This window comes from Janthinobacterium rivuli (assembly GCF_009208735.1).
In the GTDB taxonomy this organism is placed as follows: Bacteria; Pseudomonadota; Gammaproteobacteria; order Burkholderiales; family Burkholderiaceae_D; genus Janthinobacterium.
This window is the reverse complement of record NZ_WFLJ01000029.1, coordinates 33,560-52,161: the sequence shown is the minus strand read 5'-3', so window position 1 is coordinate 52,161 and position 18,602 is coordinate 33,560. Positions and strand designations below refer to the sequence as shown.

The following is an 18,602-nucleotide window of genomic DNA, read 5'->3' as shown; positions in this document are numbered from 1 at the left end:
AGATCCACAGCCGGGCGGACAGCAAGGCGCGCAGCCTGGCCCGCCTCCCGAGCCGCCACGCGCGCGCCCCGAACCGCCGCCCGCCCGGCCACGCGCCAGCCGCAGCAATCCGCCGCCGAAAGGCCCCACGGGGCCCATCAGCGTCGACCCGGCCACCCTGCGCCTGGCCGTGCTGCTGGCGATATTGCTGGTGGTGGCAGGTTCCATGGCGTATTGGTACTGGCGCGCCAGCACCAGCCCCGGTGCGGGTGCCAACCTGCCCGGCGTGCCCATGCCGCTGACGGATGCCCCGGGCACGGCCGGCGTTGCCGGCCCCATCCTGGTGGAACCCGCCACAGGTGCGGTGCCGCCGGAGGCCATGACGCCCGCCGCGCTGCCGCCCGACTATCCGCGCGACGCGCGCCAGCCGGCGACGGCACAGGACCAGCAAGCCATGATCCAGGCCGCGGCGCAAGCGGCCGTGGCCGCCCAGCTGGCGCACCTGGCGCCGCCCGCGCCAGCCCCCGCCAGCCTGCCGCCCGTGGCCGCGCCCGACAATAGCCAGATCCAGGTGCTGCGCAACGATACGGCGCCGCAAATCCCCCCCGGCGTGCAGCAAGCCTATCAAGCCTTCAACGGCGGCCAGCTGGGCCTTGCTCGTCAAGAATATGAAACGGTGCTGCGGCAGGATGCGAATAACCGTGACGCGCTGCTGGGCCTGGCGGCCGTGGCCCTGCGCGAGAACCAGGGCGCGCAGGCGGCGGCCCTGTACGTGCGTTTGCTGGAAATCAATCCCGACGATGGCGAGGCGCTGGCTGGTTTGATCGGACTGCGCCAGGGCGACGTGGCGCAGTCCGAGGCAAAATTGAAAGCCATCCTGGCGCGCAACCCCGACAGCGGCCCCGTGCTGTTTGCGCTGGGCAATGTGTACGCCAAGCAGCGCCGCTGGAACGAAGCGCAGCAGCAATTTTTCCGCGCCTACGGTGCCGCGCCCGGCAATCCCGACTACGCCTTCAACCTGGCCGTCGGCCTGGACCGGCTGAACCAGCCCCGGCTGGCCGCCACGTATTACCAGCGCGCCTTGACCCTGGCGCAAACGACGCCCGCCGCCTTCGACCAGGCCGTCGTGCAAACGCGCTTGCGCGAACTGGCGGTCCCCGTGCCCACGGCAGGTGCGGCCACGGCCGAGCCGGCCACCATCCCACCCCGTCAGGAATAAGCATCGCATGGCAGAACAGGCAAAACTTCCGCTCGGCAAGCTGTTGATCCAGAAAGGCGTGATCAGCGAAGACCAGCTGCGCATCGCCCTGATCGAGCAACGGCGCAGCAGCGAACCGCTGGGCAAGCTGCTGATCACCCTGGGTTTCGTCACGGAAGCAACCGTGCGCGAGGCGCTCAGCGAAAACCTGAAACAGGTCAGCGCAGACTTGTCGAGCCTGGTGGTCGACGCCATCGCCCTGAAACTGATCCCGAAGGACGTGGCCAAGCGCTACCGCGTCTTTCCCATCGTGTATGAACGGCAGGCGGACAATCTGATCCTGGCCATGGCCGACACGAGCAACATCGTCGCGCTCGACCAGATCAGCGCCATGCTGGTCAAGGGCATCACGATTTCCACCGTGCTCGTCAACGAATCGGACATTTCGCGCGCCATCGACCAGTACTATGGTTTTGAATTGTCGATCGACGGCATCCTGCACGAAATCGAAACGGGCGAGGTCAGCTATCAAAGCATGGCTTCGCCCTCGGACGAATACAGCCAGCCCATGGTGCGCCTGATCGACGCGCTGCTGGCCGATGCCGTGCAAAACGGCGCCTCGGACATCCATTTCGAGCCGGAACAGTCGTTCCTGCGCATCCGCTACCGCATTGACGGCATCCTGCGGCAGATCCGCAGCCTGCACAAATCGTACTGGCCGGCCATGGCCGTGCGCCTGAAGGTGATGTCGAACATGAATATCGCCGAGGCGCGCGCGCCGCAGGATGGACGCATCAGCATCAAGTTTTCCGGGCGGCAAATCGATTTCCGCGCGTCGGCGCAGCCCACCACGCATGGCGAAAACTTCGTGCTGCGCGTGCTGGACCGCCAGAAAGGCATCGTCCCGCTGGATGCCCTGGGCCTGGCCGAAGCGGAATTGAACTTGTTGAAACTCATGATCGCGCGCCCCGACGGCGTGATCCTCGTGACGGGCCCGACGGGCAGCGGCAAGACCACCACCCTGTACTCGATCATCAACCATATCAATACGGAAAGCGTCAACATCATGACGCTGGAAGACCCGGTCGAGTATCCGATGAACATGATACGCCAGACCTCCGTCAACGAATCGGTCAAGCTGGGCTTTGCCGACGGCATCCGCTCGATGATGCGGCAAGACCCGGACATCATCCTCGTGGGCGAGATCCGCGACCGCGAAACGGCGGAAATGGCATTTGCCGCCGCCATGACGGGCCACCAGGTGTATTCGACGCTGCATACGAACTCGTCCATCGGCTCCATCTCGCGCCTGCTCGACATCGGCATCCTGCCCGACATCATGGCCGGCAACATCATCGGCATCGTGGCGCAACGCCTGGTGCGCCGGCTGTGTCCGCATTGCAAGGAAACGGTGATCGCCGACGACGTCGAGCGGCGCCTGCTGGGCCTGGCAGCCGACGAGGCGCCCGTGTCCATCTGCCGCGCCGTCGGCTGCGAGCGCTGCGCGCACCAGGGCTACAAGGGCCGCCTGGCCATCATGGAAATCCTCAAGATGACGGCCGAACTCGATGAATTGACGGCGCGCCGCGCCAGTGGCCGCGAATTGAAGAACGCGGCGCGCGCGGCCGGCTTCAAAGGCATCATCGACGACGGCATGCGCCGCGTGCTGGAAGGCGTGACCACGCTGGAAGAAGTGGGCCGCGTCGTCGACCTGACGGAAAGGCTGCACTGATGCCGCAATATGTCTACCGTGCCATGGATGCGGCCGGCGCCCTGATTCCCGGCAGCATGGAGGCGGCCAACGTGCCGGACCTGGAAGCGCGCCTGCACCGCATGCAGCTCGACCTGATCGATTGCAAGATCACGGGCCAGTATCTGGTGCTGCTGGGCAAGCGGATCATCCACCGCCGCGACCTGATCAATTTCTGCTTCCACATGGAGCAATTGACGGGGGCCGGCGTGCCCATCCTGGAAGGCTTGAACGACTTGCGCGAAAGCACGGACCACCCGCGCCTGCGCGAAGTCGTCACGGACTTGATCGAAAGCATCGAGGGCGGCTTGCCCCTGTCGGGCGCGCTGGCCCAGCATGGCGACATCTTCGACGCCACGTTCACCAGCCTGATCCTCGCGGGCGAACAGAGCGGCAAGATCGCCGAGGTGTTCAAGAACCTGTCGGAAAGCCTGAAGTGGCAGGACGAGCTGGCCTCGCAGACGCGCAAGATCATCATGTACCCCGTCATCGTGGCCATCGTCGTGGCGGCCGTGACGTTCTTCCTGATGATCTACCTCGTGCCCCAGCTGACGGCGTTCATCCGCAACATGGGCGGCGAGCTGCCGCTGCACACGCGCGTGCTCATTGCCGTGTCGAATGTCTTCATCGATTACTGGTATCTGCTGCTGGCCCTGCCCGTGCTGCTGTATTTCGGCGGGCGCGCGCTCATCGGCCGCAGCGAGGCGGCCCGCCATGCGTGGGATGGCTTGAAACTGCGCCTGTGGCTGGTCGGCCCCGTGCTGCACAAGATCATCCTGGCGCGCTTCGCCACGTTCTTTGCCCTGATGTATGCCTCCGGCATCACGATACTCGAATGCATCCGCCTGTCCGAAGGCATCGCCGGCAACCAGGTGGTGGCGGCCGGCCTGCGCCGCGCCGCCCAGCTGATCAGCGAGGGCTACGGCGTCACCGCCGCCTTCCAGCACACGGGCATCTTCCCGCCGCTGGTGATCCGCATGCTGAAGGTGGGCGAAGCGACGGGTTCGCTGGACACGGCCTTGCGCAATGTCAGTTACTTTTACAACCGCGAAGTGAAGGAATTGATTGAAAAAGTGCAAGCCATGATCGAACCGGCCATGACGGTCATCCTGGGCTTGCTGCTGGGCTGGATCATGCTGTCGGTGCTGGGGCCGATTTACGACACCATCAGCACCATCAAAACCTGAGGCCGCCGTGTTCCGCAAACAACTGCTCTACATCACCAGCGACACCCTGTGCGCCTACGACTGGGACCACGGCGTGCTGGGTGCCGGCCAGGCTTTCCCCGCCAGCGCGGCCGGGCTGGACGGCTTCGCCGCGTGGCTGGAAGATCCGCAGGCACAGCGGCTCAATGTGCCCGCCTATCTGCTGACGGACTTGATCGAGGAAGATTTCCAGCGCCAGCTGCTGCCCCACGTGCGCGGCAAGGCGGGCCGTGCCTTGCTGGAGCGGCGCAAGCAGCAATTGCACCGCGACACGCCCTATCGGGGCAGCACCCTGCTGGGCCGCGACAGCACGGGCCGCCACGATGACCAGGTGCTGTTTTTCGCCCTGACCAACCCCGGCTTGCTGCAGCCGTGGACGGAGGCGCTCGAGCACTTGCGCGTGCCCGTGGCCGGCATCTATTCGACCAGCCTGCTCAGTATCGCGCTGGTCAAGAAGCTGTCGATCGCGCACGAACACCTGCTGCTGGTGACGCAGCAATCGGGCGGCTTGCGGCAAAGTTATTATGAAAAAGGGCAGCTGCGCTTTTCGCGCCAGACGGCCACCATCGCACTCGACGGCGTGGCAGTGAATATCGCGCTGGAAACGGAAAAGACACGGCAATTTCTCACCAGCACGCGCATGCTGGCGCGCGGCGACGTCCTCAACACCGTCATCCTGGCGCCGGCGGCGCAGATCGCCAAGCTCGAACTGCTGTGCGACAACGGTGTCGAAGTGGCTTACCACTTCATCGACCTGCAACTGGCCGGCAAACGGGTGGGCTTGCGCCAGACGCCGGCGCTGGCCGACGAATTGCTGCTGACCTTGCTGGGCAAGCATCCGCCGCCCAGCCACTATCCGCCCGGCGCGCTGGCGCGCTATTACCACTTCCAGCGCGCGCGCAAGGCGCTGTATGGCGCCAGCGCGCTGATCGGCGCGTCGGCCGCCCTGTGGTGCGTGATTAATTTGCTCAGCGGCATCACCGACGGGGCCGCGACGCAGCGCCTGGCGCAGGAAACGGCGTCCTACCAGGAGCGCTACCGCAGTGTCATGTCGACGCAGCCGCCGGCGCCGGCCAAGACGCAGAACATGAAGGTGGCCGTGACCCTGGGCCAGATGATCGCCAGCCAGGCGCCGGAACCGGGCCGCCTGCTGGGCATGCTGAGCGCCGCGCTGGACCAGGCGCCGCAGGTCGCGCTCGGCCAGCTGCAATGGCATGCGGGCCGGGCGCCCGCGCGCGCGGCCGGTGGCCAGCCAGGGCCGCAACAGGATGCGAGTGCGCCGCCGCGCAGCGCCCTGGCCGGCATCCCGGTCGCGCCGCCGCAGGCGCTGCGCCTGGAAGCGGACGTGGCCATGCCGAACAATGATTACCGCGCCGCGCTGGCCGCCGTCACGGCCTTTGCGCACACCCTGGCACGCCAGCCGGGCATGCAGGTGATGATCGAGGAAACGCCGCTCGACTTGCGCCCCAGCGCGGCCCTGTCCGGCAAGAGCGCCGCGCCGGCGCCAGACAGCCAGGCCCGCTTCACCCTCTTGCTGGAGTGGCAACCATGAGCGGCCCCGTCAAGCAGCCGCCCCTGCCCGGCATGCAGCGGGCAGGCACGCCCGCGCGCACCCTGCCCGCCTGGCTGGGCGAACTGCACCTGGTGCGCGCCGCCCTGCTGTGTTTTGCGCTGACCTTGCTGGCCAGCGTGCTGCTGCTCAGTCTGAGCGCCGCCTATCGCATGCGCGAAGCGCAACGGTTGTACCTGGCCCAGCACACGCGCACGGCGGCGGCCACCCTGTTCAACCACGCGGAAGCGGAAAAGCAGGAAATCCGCGCCTACGAGCCGCAATTCCTGGCCCTGCGCCAGCGCGGCCTGATCGGCGAGGAAAACCGCCTGGCCTGGATCGACGCCATCCGTCGCAGCCAGGAACAGCGCAAACTGCTGCCGATCAGCTACGACATCAGTCCGCAGCAAGCGCTGCCAGTGCCATTGCCCATGGTGATGGGGCAATATCACCTGCGCGGCAGCCGCATGCGCCTGCAGATGGATTTGCTGCACGAGATGGACTTGCTGAACCTGTTTGACGATTTGCGCCAGGCCGGCTATTTCGCCGTGCAGGCTTGCACGCTCAAGCGCCATGGAGCGGCCGCGGCCGGCGCAGGCAACGCGAACGCCACGGGTGCCACGGCGCCCGCCCTGGGCGCCGAATGCGAGCTGCTGTGGCTGACCGTCAACAGCGTACCCGTGCCGGGGCGGCCATGAGCGACACCGTCGTCCTGCGCCCCCTCATCCTGTGCGTGCTGCTGGCCGGCGCCGCGCTGACGGCCCGCGCCCAGTCCCCGCAGCTGGGGCGACTGTTCCTGTCGCCCGAACAGCGCGCCCAGCTCGACGCGCAACGCTACGGGCCGCCGGCGCCCGATCCTGCCATGGCCGCGCCAGCGCCGCCGCCGCCACCGCCGCCGCCCGCCCCGCCCGTGGAATTGAATGGCGTGGTACAGCGCAGCAGCGGCCGCTCCACCGTCTGGTTGAACCAGGAAGTACAGAACGAGCCGCACAACCGCCTTGCCAGTGGCAAACCCGGCACCTTGACCCTGCGCCTGTCGAACGGCCAGGTGGTGCTGCTGAAACCTGGCCAGCGCTACGACCCGGCCAGCGGCACGGTCAGCGAAGCGCAGGAGGCGCCGCCATGACGCCACGGCAAGCTCATTGGCGACCTCATCGCCAGCGCGGCGCCGCCCTGTTGCTGCTGGTGGCCGTGCTGGGCCTGGGCACCGCCAGCCTGCTGATCAGCGCCTTCGGCCGCCAGTCGGGCGAGGCCGAACGCCAGCAGCGCACCCTGGCCACCCTGGCGCAGGCGCGCGAAGCCTTGCTGGGCTTTGCCGTCACGCAAGGGCGCTTGCCCCGTCCGGCCGCCTCCGCCCTCGACGGGCGCGAACGGGCCGCCGACTGCGCCGACGCCGCCGCCTGCAGCGGCTTCCTGCCGTGGGTGGCGCTGGGCGTGGACGGCGTCGATGCGTGGGGCAAGCTGCTGCGCTACAGCGTCACGCCGGAAATGGCGCGCGCCCCCATCGTCTCGTTTTCCGCCGTCGCCGACCGGGTCGTCCTCACGCGCGACGGCCGCGGCGACTACGCCTACGTGGCGGGCCAGGACCAGTGCGACGTCAGCGCCCAGTGCCTGCCGGTCGTGCTGTTCTCGCAAGGCAAGGAGCATTACGGCACGGCCGCCAGCGGCGTGACGCAGATCAATACGGCACGCGGTAATCTCGACGAAGCGACGAACGACCGCGCCAGCCGCAGTTTCATTGCCCGCCCCGCCACCGACAATGCCGCGCTGCCGGGCGGCACCTTTGACGACATGCTGACCTGGATTACCTTGCCCACCCTGTACCAACGCATGCGCGCCGCGCGCAACCTGCCATGAGCCCCCGCCCGCCCCCTTCGCGCCGCCAGGGGGGCTTTTCCCTGATCGAGACCGCCATCGTGCTCGTCATCGTCGGCCTGATGATAGGCGGCCTGGTCACGCCCTTGACGGTGCAGCTGGAGCAGCGCAAGGTGGCCGAGACGCAACAGGCGCTCAATGAAGCGAAGGAAGCGCTGACGGGCTACGCGCTGCGCTACGGCTACCTGCCGTGTCCCGCCATCTCCGCCCTGAGCGGCCTGGAAGACCGGCGCGGCACGCGCTGCACGGGCGAAAAACGCGCCGGCTTCCTGCCGTGGGCCACCCTGGGGCTGCGCCAGGGCGACAGCTGGAACAATCTGTTCCGCTACAGCGTGACGCCGGCCTTCAGCGACAGCGGCCAGCAGTTCAACCTGGGCACGCCGCGCGACATCAGCGTCGTCACGCGCCAGGGCGGCGCGCTGCTGCAGGCGACGGCATTGAGCGACATCCCCGCCATGATCATGTCGCACGGCAAGAACGGTTTCGGCGCCACGAGCGTGCAGGGCCAGCGCCAGGCTGTGCCTTTCGGCAACAATGTCGATGAGCGCAACAATGCCTCGAACGCCACCGCTTTCATCAGCCGCGCCGCCAGCGGGCCGCAGCAACCGGGCGGCGAGTTCGACGACCTCGTCGTCTGGCTGTCGCCGAACATTCTGTTCAACCGCATGGTGGCGGCGCAAAGGCTGCCGCGCTGATGCCCATGTTCTTTCCCGCCCTCACCATCGCCCGCTACACGCTGCTCGAAGCGCTGCGCAGCCGCCTGCTGTGGCTATTTTTGCTGGCCGCCTGCGGTGCCGCCGCGCTGGCCGGCTTCCTGCAGCAACTGGCGCTGACGGAAAGCGGCGCCGTGCAGGCGGCGCTGCTGGCGGCCACCCTGCGCCTGGCCGGCGTCTTCCTGCTGTCCACCTTCATCATCACCAGCATGGCGCGCGAAGCGGCCGAGCGGGGGCTGGAACTGCTGCTGGCACTGCCGATGCCGCGCGCCGCCTATCTGCTGGGCAAACTGCTGGGCTATGCGGTGCTGGCGGCCGTACCCGCCTTGCTGTTCGGTCTCTTGATGGCGCTGTTCGCCGCGCCCGCGCACAGCGCGCTGTGGGCGCTGTCGCTGCTCGGCGAATTGTGGATCGTCGCCGCGTTCAGCCTGCTGTGCGCGGCCAGCCTGCAACAAGCCCTGCCGGCGCTGGCCGCCAGCGGCGGCTTCTATGTGCTGGCGCGCATGCTGGGCAGCCTGCAACTGCTGGCGCACGGACCGCAGGCGGGCGACTCGCTGGCGCAGCGGGCCACGGCCGGCGCCATCGACGTGCTGGCCCTGCTGCTGCCACGCCTCGATGCCTTTGCGCGCACGGACTGGCTGCTGTACGCCACCGGCGACTGGCAAGCCCTGGCAGGGGTGGCGGCGCAAACGGCCATCTATGTGGCCTTGCTGGCCAGCTGCGCGCTGTGCGACTTTTACCGCAGGAACATCTGATGGCCGCCGCCCAGCGCCCCTGGAGCAGCGTGCCGCGCCCCCTGTGCTGGCTGCTGGCCGCATGCCTGCTGCTGCAGCTGGGCTGGCGCCTGGCGCAGCAACACGCTCCGGCACAGGCACGGCCGCTGCCCGCCGCGCCGCCGGCCGACGTGGCGCGCCTGGCCAGCCTGGGCGAGCCGCTGGCCATGGCCAAGGCCATGCTGCTGTACCTGCAGTCGTTCGAGGATCAGCCCGGCGTCAACCTGCCGTGGCGCGAACTCGACTATGACCGCCTGGCCGGCTGGCTGGAGACGGCGCAAACGCTCGATCCGCGCAGCAACTACTCGCTGATGGCCGCCAGCGAAATCTACGCCGGCGTGGCCGACCCGCAACGCGCGCGGCGCATGCTGGCCTTTGTCGCCGCCAGCTTCGCGGCCGACCCGCAGCGCCGCTGGCCCGCCATGGCCCAGGCGGTGCTCGTGGCGAAGCACCAGCTGCGCGACCTGCCACTGGCCCTGTCGTATGCGCGCGCGCTGCGCCACCTGGCGACGGGACCGCAGGTACCGCCGTGGGTGCGCGAGATGGAAGCGTTCATCCTGGAAGACATGGACCAGCTCGACAGCGCCCGCGTGGTGATCGGCGGCCTGATCGCCAGCGGCCAGATCAGCGATCCACACGAGCTGGCTTTCCTCGCGCGCCGGCTCGACGAACTTGCCAAGAAGAAAGCAAAGGCCGCACCATGATCCTGCCATGCGCGCCCGGCATCAAATGCAGTAAACTGCCATTCCAAGTTGTCGCACTTTTTTTCAAGGAAACCCCATGCTCCCACGCCGCCAGCAAGGCTTTACGCTCGTAGAAATCGCCATCGTCCTGGTCATCATCGGCCTGCTGCTCGGTGGCGTGCTCAAGGGACAAAGCTTGATCGACAGCGCCAAGGTGAAAAACATCATCCAGCAGTCGAATGCGCTGACGGCCGCCGTCAACGCCTACCAGGACAAGTTCCGCGCCCTGCCCGGCGACGATATCCAGGGCACCACGCACGTGCCGAACTCGGCCGGAAACGGCAATGGCGACGGCCAGATCGGCGACGGCCAGCCGCGCGAATTCACGCTGGCGCCGCAGCACCTGGCGCTGGGCGGTTTCATTACCGGCTCCTACAACGGCACCTCGCAATTCATGACCAGCGCCCAGGGCGGCGCCGTCTACTTGTACAACGATGAAGTGGGCGGGCGCGCCGGCAACGGCATCCGTTTCGACAATCTGCCCGAGAGTTACGCGGAACAGATAGACAGCAAACTCGACGATGGCGTGGCCAGCACGGGCAGCGTCCGGGCGAACATGCCCTATGGCAATACCGGTGCTATCATCCCCCGCACCGCCGTTTTCTTCTGACACGCCAGTCACTATCAAAGGAATACCATGTCAATGCACCGCAAACTCATCGTTTCCATGGCCGCCGCCAGCGCCTTGCTGGCCGGCGGCGCGCAAGCCCAGTACATGGGACCGACGGCCGGCCCGACCGCGCCCGGCAACGTGGCCGCCATCCTGAAAAATCCCGTCGACGACCAGGCCGTCGTGCTGCGCGGCCATTTGTTGCGCAAGGTCGGCAAGGAAAAATACACGTTCTCCGACGGTACGGCGGAAATCCGCGTGGACATCGACGACAAGGTCTTCATGAACCGCAAGATCGACGCCAGGACCCAGGTGGAAATCCGTGGCGAAGTGGAAAAAGATTTCATGGAAAGCCCGGAAATCGATGTCGACGTGCTGACCGTGGTGCAATAAGCATCGCCGCCCTCCCGCCGCCATGGCGGGAGGGATACCCCCTCCTCTGTATGCCTTGCGCAAGCTTTTTTCCATCACGGAAACTAGGCTTGTCAGAACAATCAATTTCGTCTAGCATCTTTTCATTCAGGGTCAGCCAGCGCCAGCGTGAGCCAGCCTGTCGACTCATCCATTCTGGGAGCTTTCCGGGTGCAAGATTTGCCTTCGATACGCTCAAGAATTTCATGGCTGGTGCTCGCCTGGGTCATGCCGACGGCGCTCGTGTTTCTCTTGCTCGTGGCGCAAAGCTACACGCGCGAACGCGACCATGTCGTCAGCGAGACGGCGCAGGCGGCGCTGGCGGTCGCCGCCGCCGTCGAACGCGACCTGAGCGGCGCCCGGATGGCCGCACGCGTCCTGGCCGCCTCGCCCGCCCTGCAAACGGACGACATCGGCACCCTGCGGACCCTGGCCGGCAGCCTGCTGCAGCCGGGCCTGGCCGTCAGTGGTTTCATCGTTTCCGACGCCAAGGGCCGCCAACTGATCAATACGACACTGCCCGTCGGCCAGGCGCCGCCTCCGCTGCCGCAAAAATGGGCCGCCAGCATGGAACGCACGCGCGACTACGGCAAGGTGCGGCTGACCAGTCTGCTCATGGCGCCGGACGACGTGCCGCGGCTGGCCCTGAACCAACCCTTGCCGCGTGACCAAGGTCCCGCCTATGTGCTGACGGCCCTGTACCCGCCCGATTACCTGTCCGTGCTGCTGCGCGAGCTGCGCCTGCCGGCCTACCTGGACGCGGTCCTCATCAATGCCGACGGCATCAACGTGGCGCGCACGGTGGCGCCGCAGCGCTATGTGGGCCAGCGCAGCGCGGCGCCGCTGCTCGAACAGATACGCCATGCACGCGAAGGCGTGCTGCGCCATGCCACCCTGGAAGGCATCGACGTGTATACGGGCTTTCGCCGCGCCCCGGACGCCGCCTGGACGGTGGCCGTCACCATGCGCAGCAGCACGGTGGCGCAAGCCCTGCTGCGCTCCGTGGTCACGGCGTCCCTCATCCTGGCGCTGCTGCTGGGCGCAGGCTTTGCCCTGGCCTGGCGCGTGGGCGGCCGCCTGGCCAGCACCCTGCAGGAACTGACGCAGCAGATCCACGCGCTGGCGCAAGGCAAACCGCTGCGCTCGAACAGGCACGCGGACCGCGAATCGGCCGACATGGCCAGCGCCCTGGGCGCGCTGGAACGCGACTTGCGGCGCCACCGCACGCAGCTCGAAAGCCTGGTGGCCGAACGCACGCTGGCCCTGGAAAAATCCACGCGCCTGCTGGAAACCGTGTATGCGACGGCGCCGATCGGCATGCTGTTCGTCGACCTGGACTTGCGCATCGTCATGATCAACCACTACCTGGCCGCCATCAACGGTGCCAGCGTGGCGCAGCACCTGGGCCGTCCCGTGGGCGCCATGCTGTTCGACGCCGCCGTGCGGGCGGACGTGGAGCGCCGCGTGCGCCAGGTGATCGAGACGGGTCAGCCCATCGTCGACATCGAATTGCAGGGCCATAGCGGCCAGCAGCGCGAGCAATTGAGTCACTGGATCGTTTCGTACCACCCGATTTTCGGCCCGGAACGGGAGTTGCTGGGCGTATCGGGCCTGTGGCTGGACATTAGCGAGCGCAAGCGCAGCGAAGCGGAATTTCGCCGCTCGAAGCACCTGTTTGGCACCATCATCGAAAACATCCCGGCCATGGTCTTCGTCAAGCGCGCCGACAAGCTGAGCTTTGAAATGATCAACCGCCACGCGGAACTGACCCTGGGACGCTCGCGCGAGCAATTGCTGGGCAAGACCGACCACGATTTCTTCCCGCCGCAGCAAGCGTCGGCCTTCGTCAGCGCCGACCGCAAGCTGCTGGCCACGGGGCAGATGGTGGAAATCGAACAGGAGGCGATCAACACGGCCGACGGCACCACGCGCCACTTCACCACGCGCAAGGTGGTCTTGCGCGACGATGCGGGGCGCCCCAGCCACGTGCTGGGGGTGTCGATCGACATCACGGAACGCAAGCGCGCCACCGAGGTGCTGCACGCCACCACCTTGCGCCTGGAACAGAGCGAACGCTTCATCCGCACCGTCACCGACAACCTGCCCGGCATGGTGTCGTACTGGGGCGCCGATTTGCGTTGCCGCTTCGCAAATAATTTCTATAACGAATGGTTTGGCCGCAGCAGCGCCGAACTGGCCGGCATCCACATGTGCGAATTGCTGGGGCAGGAACTGTTCGACGTGTATGCGCCCCACGTGGAAGGCGTGCTGGCGGGCCGGCCGCAAAGCTTCGAGCGCGACCTGCTCGATCCCGCCGGCCAGGTGTGCCACACGTGGACCAATTACATCCCCGATATCGACGATGGCGGCGGCGTGCGCGGCTTCTTCGTGCTGGCCTCGGATGTGTCCGAGCTCAAGCGCACGGAATTGCGTCTGCATGAACTCAACGAGCAGATGGTGCGCGCGCGCGACAAGGCCGAGGCGGCCAGCATCGCGAAGAGCGAATTCGTCGCCAACATGAGCCATGAAATCCGCACGCCGATGAACGCCATCATCGGCCTGGCGCGCCTGCTGGAAGAGTCGCCGCTGGAACGGCGCGAGCGCAGCTATGTCGGCAAGATCCAGATGGCCACGCAATCGCTGCTCAATATCGTCAACGATGTGCTCGATTTCTCCAAGATCGAGGCGGGCCAGATGGTGCTGGAACAGCGCCGCTTCCAACTCGAACGCATGCTCGACAGCGTAGGCGTCTTGCTGGCCAGCAGCGCGTGGGCGCGCGGCGTGGAACCCGTGTTCGTGCTCGACCCCGGCGTGCCGGACGAACTGATCGGCGACGCCCTGCGCGTGGAACAGATCCTCATCAACCTGGTGGGCAACGCCGTCAAGTTCACCTCATACGGCGAAGTGGTGCTGTCCATCAACAAGGTGGCCGAGGATGCGACCGGCGTCACGCTGGAGTTTTCCGTGCGCGACACGGGCATCGGCATCGGCGCGGCCGAGCAGGAACACATCTTCGACGCGTTTTCCCAGGGCGACACCAGCACCAGCCGCAAGTACGGCGGCACGGGACTGGGGCTGGCCATCTGCCGGCGCATGGTGGAATTGATGGGGGGCGCCCTCAGCGTCACCAGCGCGCTGGGCCAGGGTTCCGATTTCCGCTTCAGCTGCCGCTTCGAGAAGGTCATGCCGCCGTCCGAGCCGCCCGGCCGAAGCGCGCCCAGGGAGCTGTCGCTGCTGATCATCGACGACAATGCCAGCGTGCGCGCCATGCTGGAAGACTGGTGCGCGGCGCAGGGTTGGCACAGCCGCAGTGCCGATAGCGGCGCGGCCGGCCTGGCCCTGCTGCGCGCCCACGCCAGCGGCGGGCCGGCGGCGGACATCGTCTTGCTGGACGCGGCCATGCCCGGCATGGATGGCATTTCCATGCTCACCGAGGCGCGCGCCGACGCGCCGCTGGCGCTGCCGCCCGTGATCATGCTGGTGGCCGACCAGGATAGCGAAAACCTCGAACGCCTGGCCGACAGTCTGATGCTGGCCGGCATCGTTTCGAAACCGGCCACCCCGGCGCGCCTGCTGGCGGCCGTGACGGCCGTGCGCGAGGGCCGCGGCACGCCTTCCGCGCTACCCGTTTCCACGCCCTTGTCGGGTTTGCTCAGCGGCATGCGCGTGCTGCTGGTGGAAGACAATGAAATCAACCAGGAAGTGGCGCAGTACATTTTGCTGCACTCGGGCGCGCGCGTGGCCCTGGCCGCCAACGGCAAGCTGGCCGTCGACTTGCTCACCAACACGCCGGATGCCTGGGACGTGGTGCTGATGGATTTGCAGATGCCCGTCATGAATGGCTATGACGCCACGCTCGCCATCCGCGCCCTGGGTTTGGGGGATCTGCCCATCATCGCCATGACGGCCAACGCCATGGACGAAGACCGCCTGCGCGCCATCGCCAGCGGCATGAATGCGCATGTGGCCAAGCCCATCGATGTCGACGAGATGATCCAGACCCTGACCCGGCTGGTGCCGGCGACCCCGGGCGGCGGTGGCGGCGCCAGCCAGGCGGATGATGCCGTCACGCCAATGCTGGACCTGCCGGCCACGGTGCCCGGCATCGACCTGGCGGCGGCCCTGCACCGCTTCGGCGGCGATTACGGCGCCTTCCTGGCCCTGCTCAAGCGCTTTGAAAACTCGCAAGGCGACGCCGTCGAGGAAACCAGGGCCCTGCTGGCCGCAGGCCAGGCGCAGCAGGCGGCGCAGTTGCTGCACCGCGTGTGCGGCGTGGCGGCCAACCTGGGCGCCACGCATGTCGCCAGCCTGGCCGCCGAGACGGAAAAAGCGCTGAAAACGGGGCAATCGCACGCCACGGCCGCCTTGCTGGGCCGCCTGGAACACGCGATGGCCGAAGTCATCGACGCGGCGCGCACCCTGCCCTCGCCCCTGCGGCGCGGGCAGGCGGCAGCGGCCGCGCCCGGCAGCGTGCCGGTCGACCTGCGCGCCGGCCTGGCCGAGCTGCTCATCCTGATCCACAACAATAACCTGAAAGCGCTGGCGCAATTCCACGCCCTGCACCCCGCCCTGCAACAGGCGGACCGGGAAGCGGCCCTGGCGATGGCGGATGCGATTGAAACGCTGAATTTTGCCGAGGCGGAAGAACTCGTGCTCGATCAGCTGAAACGAGAGGAAAACAAGTGAGCTGGACCAACCTTGCCATGAACGGGCGCATCCTCATCGTCGATGACGCCATGGAAAACATCCAGATCCTGCACCAGCTGCTGCGCGAGGAACACGACGTGCTGTTCGCCCTGAGCGGTGCGAAGGCGCTGGAGATCGCGCATAATCAACTGCCGGACCTGATCCTGCTCGACGCCGTCATGCCCGGCATGGATGGCTATGCCGTCTGCAACGCGCTGCGCGAATCGGCCCTGCTGAACGCCATTCCCGTCATCTTCGTCACGGCCCTGAACCAGCCCGAGGACGAGACGCGGGCGCTGGAAGCGGGCGCCGTCGATTTCATCACGAAACCGTTCAACGCGGCCGTCGTGCGCGCCCGCGTGCGCAGCCAGCTGACCATCAAGCGGCAGGCCGACGCCATGCGCGAACTGTCGCTGACGGACTCGCTGACGGGCGTGGCCAACCGGCGCAGCTTCAACGAGACGATGGATAGCGAATGGCGGCGCTGCGCGCGCGATGGCGTGCCGATGGCCCTCATCATGGCCGATATCGACCACTTCAAGGATTACAACGACACGTATGGCCACCAGGCAGGCGACCTGTGCCTGCAGCAGGTGAGCGCCGCCCTGCGCCGCTGCGCCGTGCGTCCGCCCGACCTGCTGGCGCGCTATGGCGGCGAGGAATTCATCATCCTGCTGCCGCAGGAAACACGCGACGGCGCCGAAGTGGTGGCCCAGCGCATCCTCGACGAGGTGCGCGCACTGGACATTCCCCATGCCCGGTCGAGCGTCGGCCCGCACGTCACCGTCAGCCTGGGCATGGCCAGCGTCATGCCCACGGAAGGCATGGACCCCAGCGCCCTGATCCGCGCCGCCGACGCCCTGCTGTACCGCGCCAAGCATACGGGGCGGGACAGGTATTGCGCCTCTGACGGGGAGTGAGCGCCGCCGCCAGGGGACTTCCGCCAGCCCCATGTCGGCTTACGCCCTGCGGGCTAAGCCGACCTACGAAGGGGAAGCAACTTGTCGCTCAGGGATAACACCGCATCAGGAACTCCGCCACGCACACGGGTTTCGCATCGCCTTCGCGCTCCATGGTGACGGCCCAGTTCACCTGGGCGCCTTCCGGCAAGTCGTCGACGGAGAGGATGTCGAGCCGCGCGCGCAGCCGGCTGTTCACGGGCACGGGGCCGGGAAAGCGCACCTTATTGAGGCCATAGTTGATGGCCATGCGGATGCCGGCCATGTGCAAGGCGCCCTGCAACATGGCCGGCAGCAGGGACAAGGTCAGGAAGCCGTGCGCCACGGTGCAGCCGTACGGCGACTCGCGCGCGCAGCGCTCGGCGTCGACGTGGATCCACTGATGGTCGTCCGTCGCGTCGGCAAAGGTGTCGATTCGCTGCTGGGTGATGGTGAGCCAGTCGGAAACGGCCACGTGCTGGCCCGCCAGGGCCTGGAAACCGGCGATGCCGGCGATGTCACGCATGGCCCGGCTCCTCTTGCGCCACCGGGCGGCGGCCGAACATGCCCATGCCCTCCACCGTGGTGACGACTTCGCCATGCTGGTTGCGCACGCTCCACACGGAAATGACGATGCCGCGGTCCGGTTTCGACGTCGATGGGCGCACTTCCTTGACCTGGTAGGTCAGGTGCAAAGTGTCGCCGGCGCGCACGGGTTTCAACCAGCGGATGCTGTCCAGGCCAGGCGAACCCATGCTGGACGAATGCTTGAGCAAGTTGTCGACCACCAGGCGCATCATCATGCCGCAGGTATGCCAGCCGCTGGCGATGACGCCCTTGAAGATGGTCTTTTCGGCGGCCGCATGGTCGACGTGGAACGGCTGCGGGTCGAAATCCGTGGCGAAGGCGATGATTTCCTTCTCCGTCACATGGCGCTGGCCCAGGTCGATTTCCAGTCCTTGCGTAAAATCTTCGAAATACCAGTGCTTGGGTTTGATTCCGGTCAATGCGGTCATGCGGTCTCCGTCGGCAAGAAGCCCGGCTGGGCGATAAAGCGCTCGATATGGTGCTCCACGTCGCCCAAGGTCAGGGCGATCATGGAGAGGCGCTTGAAATGGTGGGCGGCAGGCAATTCGTCCGTCACGCCCATGCCGCCATGCAATTGCACGGCTTGCTGGCCGACAAAGGTGGCGGCCAGCCCCACCCTCGCCTTGGCGGCGGAGACCGTCCGGCGGCGCTCCGCCACGTCGTCGCTGTCGGCCTTGGCGGCGGCCAGCATGGCCATCGAGCGCGCCTGCTCCAGGTGGATGAACATGTCGGCCATGCGGTGCTGCAAGGCCTGAAACTTGCCGATGGGCGCGCCGAACTGCTGACGCGTCTTCAGGTACTCGAGCGTGGCGGCGAAGATGGCGTCCATGGCGCCCACGGCTTCCGCGCACAGCAGCGCGGCGCCATAGTCGAGCGCGGCATCGAGCACGGGCCAGCCCTGCCCAGCCTGGCCGATCAGGGCGTCATGGCTCAGCACCACTTGCACGAGGGTGACGGTGGCGGCGCGCTGGCCGTCGATGGTGCGGTAGTCGCGCACGGAAACGCCGGGTGCATCGACAGGCACGAGGAACAGCGAGATGCCGTCCGTGTCCATCTGGGCGCCACCGCTGCGCGCCGAGACGATCAGCGCGCCCGCCTGCGCGCCGTGGATGACGACGGTTTTCTCGCCATCGAGCACGAAACCGTCGCCGCTGGCGATGGCCGTGGTGGCGATATCGTGCATGTCATGGCGCGACTGGCGTTCGCCCAGCGCGCACGCGAGCTTCAGGCTGCCGCCGGCGACCTGCTCCAGCACGGCATCGTGACCGCCCGCCAACGTGAGGAAACGCGCCCCCAGCACGGTGGCCAGATACGGTTCGACCACCAGGCCGCGGCCCAGTTCCTGCATCACCAGCAGCATGTCGACGGCCGTGCCATCGAAGCCGCCCGCGGCGGCCGGCAGCGGCAAGGCCGTCATGCCCAGTTCGGCCAGGGTGGCCCAGGCGGCATCGGACGTGCCCGTGGCCGAGTGGACGATCTGCTTGCGCGTTTCAAACGGGTAATCCTTGTCGACCCAGCGCCTGAGCGCGTCGGCGAATTGCTGCTGTTCCTGATTAAAATGGAAGTCCATGTCGTCTCCTTCTG

At 67.1% G+C, this 18,602-nt stretch carries 17 protein-coding genes; 14 read left to right on the top strand and 3 right to left on the bottom strand.

The features are described from left to right. From GCN78_RS27780 to GCN78_RS27715, 14 genes are all read left to right on the top strand, one after another. On the top strand, positions 1–1,198 hold a 1,198-nt coding region (locus GCN78_RS27780), incomplete at its 5' end, for a tetratricopeptide repeat protein (protein WP_152254577.1). A 7-nt stretch (positions 1,199–1,205) separates the two neighbouring features. Further along, the gene (locus GCN78_RS27775; RefSeq protein ID WP_152254576.1) at positions 1,206–2,909 is read left to right on the top strand and encodes a GspE/PulE family protein; all 1,704 of its coding nucleotides are present in this window, start codon (positions 1,206–1,208) and stop codon (positions 2,907–2,909) included. Next, positions 2,909–4,114, top strand: coding sequence for a type II secretion system F family protein (locus GCN78_RS27770; RefSeq protein ID WP_152254575.1), 1,206 nt, complete (start codon positions 2,909–2,911; stop codon positions 4,112–4,114). The genes GCN78_RS27775 and GCN78_RS27770 overlap by 1 nt, the downstream gene beginning before the upstream one ends. A gap of 7 nt (positions 4,115–4,121) precedes the next feature. Further along, the gene (locus GCN78_RS27765) at positions 4,122–5,684 is read left to right on the top strand and encodes a hypothetical protein (protein WP_152254574.1); all 1,563 of its coding nucleotides are present in this window, start codon (positions 4,122–4,124) and stop codon (positions 5,682–5,684) included. Further along, on the top strand, positions 5,681–6,379 hold the full coding sequence (locus GCN78_RS27760) for a hypothetical protein (RefSeq protein ID WP_226939858.1): 699 nt from the start codon (positions 5,681–5,683) through the stop codon (positions 6,377–6,379). The genes GCN78_RS27765 and GCN78_RS27760 overlap by 4 nt, the downstream gene beginning before the upstream one ends. After that, positions 6,376–6,807 carry a hypothetical protein gene (locus GCN78_RS27755; protein ID WP_152254573.1) on the top strand — a complete coding sequence of 144 codons (432 nt, stop codon included), beginning with the start codon at positions 6,376–6,378 and terminating at the stop codon, positions 6,805–6,807. The genes GCN78_RS27760 and GCN78_RS27755 overlap by 4 nt, the downstream gene beginning before the upstream one ends. After that, positions 6,804–7,538 (top strand): hypothetical protein, encoded by a 735-nt coding sequence (locus GCN78_RS27750; RefSeq protein ID WP_152254572.1) that lies wholly within the window; start codon positions 6,804–6,806, stop codon positions 7,536–7,538. Before GCN78_RS27755 ends, GCN78_RS27750 begins: the two co-directional genes overlap by 4 nt. Next, positions 7,535–8,251, top strand: a complete 717-nt coding sequence (locus GCN78_RS27745) for a type II secretion system protein (RefSeq protein ID WP_152254571.1) — start codon at positions 7,535–7,537, stop codon at positions 8,249–8,251. Before GCN78_RS27750 ends, GCN78_RS27745 begins: the two co-directional genes overlap by 4 nt. Before the next feature lie 5 nt (positions 8,252–8,256). Continuing rightward, entirely contained in the window at positions 8,257–9,024 is a 768-nt protein-coding gene (locus tag GCN78_RS27740; protein WP_226939857.1) for an ABC transporter permease subunit, read from the top strand. Then, positions 9,024–9,746, top strand: a complete 723-nt coding sequence (locus GCN78_RS27735) for a hypothetical protein (RefSeq protein WP_152254569.1) — start codon at positions 9,024–9,026, stop codon at positions 9,744–9,746. Before GCN78_RS27740 ends, GCN78_RS27735 begins: the two co-directional genes overlap by 1 nt. Before the next feature lie 76 nt (positions 9,747–9,822). Beyond that, on the top strand, positions 9,823–10,395 hold the full coding sequence (locus GCN78_RS27730; RefSeq protein ID WP_152254568.1) for a prepilin-type N-terminal cleavage/methylation domain-containing protein: 573 nt from the start codon (positions 9,823–9,825) through the stop codon (positions 10,393–10,395). 27 nt (positions 10,396–10,422) lie between these two features. Further along, the gene (locus GCN78_RS27725) at positions 10,423–10,788 is read left to right on the top strand and encodes a NirD/YgiW/YdeI family stress tolerance protein (protein WP_226939856.1); all 366 of its coding nucleotides are present in this window, start codon (positions 10,423–10,425) and stop codon (positions 10,786–10,788) included. Positions 10,789–11,019: 231 nt separating this feature from the next. Beyond that, positions 11,020–15,492 (top strand): PAS domain-containing protein, encoded by a 4,473-nt coding sequence (locus tag GCN78_RS27720; RefSeq protein WP_226939855.1) that lies wholly within the window; start codon positions 11,020–11,022, stop codon positions 15,490–15,492. Further along, a complete protein-coding gene (locus GCN78_RS27715) occupies positions 15,489–16,412 on the top strand; it encodes a diguanylate cyclase domain-containing protein (RefSeq protein WP_152254567.1) in 924 nt (307 codons plus the stop codon). The genes GCN78_RS27720 and GCN78_RS27715 overlap by 4 nt, the downstream gene beginning before the upstream one ends. 88 nt (positions 16,413–16,500) lie before the next feature. Here the strand turns inward: GCN78_RS27715 and GCN78_RS27710 are convergent, their stop codons facing one another. Genes GCN78_RS27710 through GCN78_RS27700 form a run of 3 tightly spaced genes read right to left on the bottom strand, consistent with a single transcriptional unit; the run spans position 16,501 to position 18,588 of the window. Beyond that, complete coding sequence (locus GCN78_RS27710) at positions 16,501–16,956, bottom strand: MaoC family dehydratase (protein ID WP_152254566.1); 456 nt, start codon at positions 16,954–16,956, stop codon at positions 16,501–16,503. Beyond that, positions 16,949–17,446, bottom strand: a complete 498-nt coding sequence (locus GCN78_RS27705) for a MaoC family dehydratase (protein ID WP_152254565.1) — start codon at positions 17,444–17,446, stop codon at positions 16,949–16,951. Before GCN78_RS27705 ends, GCN78_RS27710 begins: the two co-directional genes overlap by 8 nt. After that, positions 17,443–18,588 carry an acyl-CoA dehydrogenase family protein gene (locus GCN78_RS27700; protein WP_152254564.1) on the bottom strand — a complete coding sequence of 382 codons (1,146 nt, stop codon included), beginning with the start codon at positions 18,586–18,588 and terminating at the stop codon, positions 17,443–17,445. Before GCN78_RS27700 ends, GCN78_RS27705 begins: the two co-directional genes overlap by 4 nt. Between the last annotated feature and the right edge of the window lie 14 nt (positions 18,589–18,602).

What these genes read in the sequence shown, in the direction of transcription:
- GCN78_RS27730 (WP_152254568.1), top strand. Translation starts at nt 9,823, where the DNA reads ATGCTCCCACGCCGCCAGCAAGGCTTTACGCTCGTAGAAATCGCCATC.
- GCN78_RS27770 (WP_152254575.1), top strand. Translation starts at nt 2,909, where the DNA reads ATGCCGCAATATGTCTACCGTGCCATGGATGCGGCCGGCGCCCTGATT.
- GCN78_RS27725 (WP_226939856.1), top strand. Translation starts at nt 10,423, where the DNA reads ATGTCAATGCACCGCAAACTCATCGTTTCCATGGCCGCCGCCAGCGCC.
- GCN78_RS27710 (WP_152254566.1), bottom strand. Translation starts at nt 16,956, where the DNA reads ATGCGTGACATCGCCGGCATCGCCGGTTTCCAGGCCCTGGCGGGCCAG.
- GCN78_RS27700 (WP_152254564.1), bottom strand. Translation starts at nt 18,588, where the DNA reads ATGGACTTCCATTTTAATCAGGAACAGCAGCAATTCGCCGACGCGCTC.
- GCN78_RS27775 (WP_152254576.1), top strand. Translation starts at nt 1,206, where the DNA reads ATGGCAGAACAGGCAAAACTTCCGCTCGGCAAGCTGTTGATCCAGAAA.
- GCN78_RS27760 (WP_226939858.1), top strand. Translation starts at nt 5,681, where the DNA reads ATGAGCGGCCCCGTCAAGCAGCCGCCCCTGCCCGGCATGCAGCGGGCA.
- GCN78_RS27745 (WP_152254571.1), top strand. Translation starts at nt 7,535, where the DNA reads ATGAGCCCCCGCCCGCCCCCTTCGCGCCGCCAGGGGGGCTTTTCCCTG.
- GCN78_RS27740 (WP_226939857.1), top strand. Translation starts at nt 8,257, where the DNA reads ATGTTCTTTCCCGCCCTCACCATCGCCCGCTACACGCTGCTCGAAGCG.
- GCN78_RS27750 (WP_152254572.1), top strand. Translation starts at nt 6,804, where the DNA reads ATGACGCCACGGCAAGCTCATTGGCGACCTCATCGCCAGCGCGGCGCC.
- GCN78_RS27755 (WP_152254573.1), top strand. Translation starts at nt 6,376, where the DNA reads ATGAGCGACACCGTCGTCCTGCGCCCCCTCATCCTGTGCGTGCTGCTG.
- GCN78_RS27735 (WP_152254569.1), top strand. Translation starts at nt 9,024, where the DNA reads ATGGCCGCCGCCCAGCGCCCCTGGAGCAGCGTGCCGCGCCCCCTGTGC.
- GCN78_RS27705 (WP_152254565.1), bottom strand. Translation starts at nt 17,446, where the DNA reads ATGACCGCATTGACCGGAATCAAACCCAAGCACTGGTATTTCGAAGAT.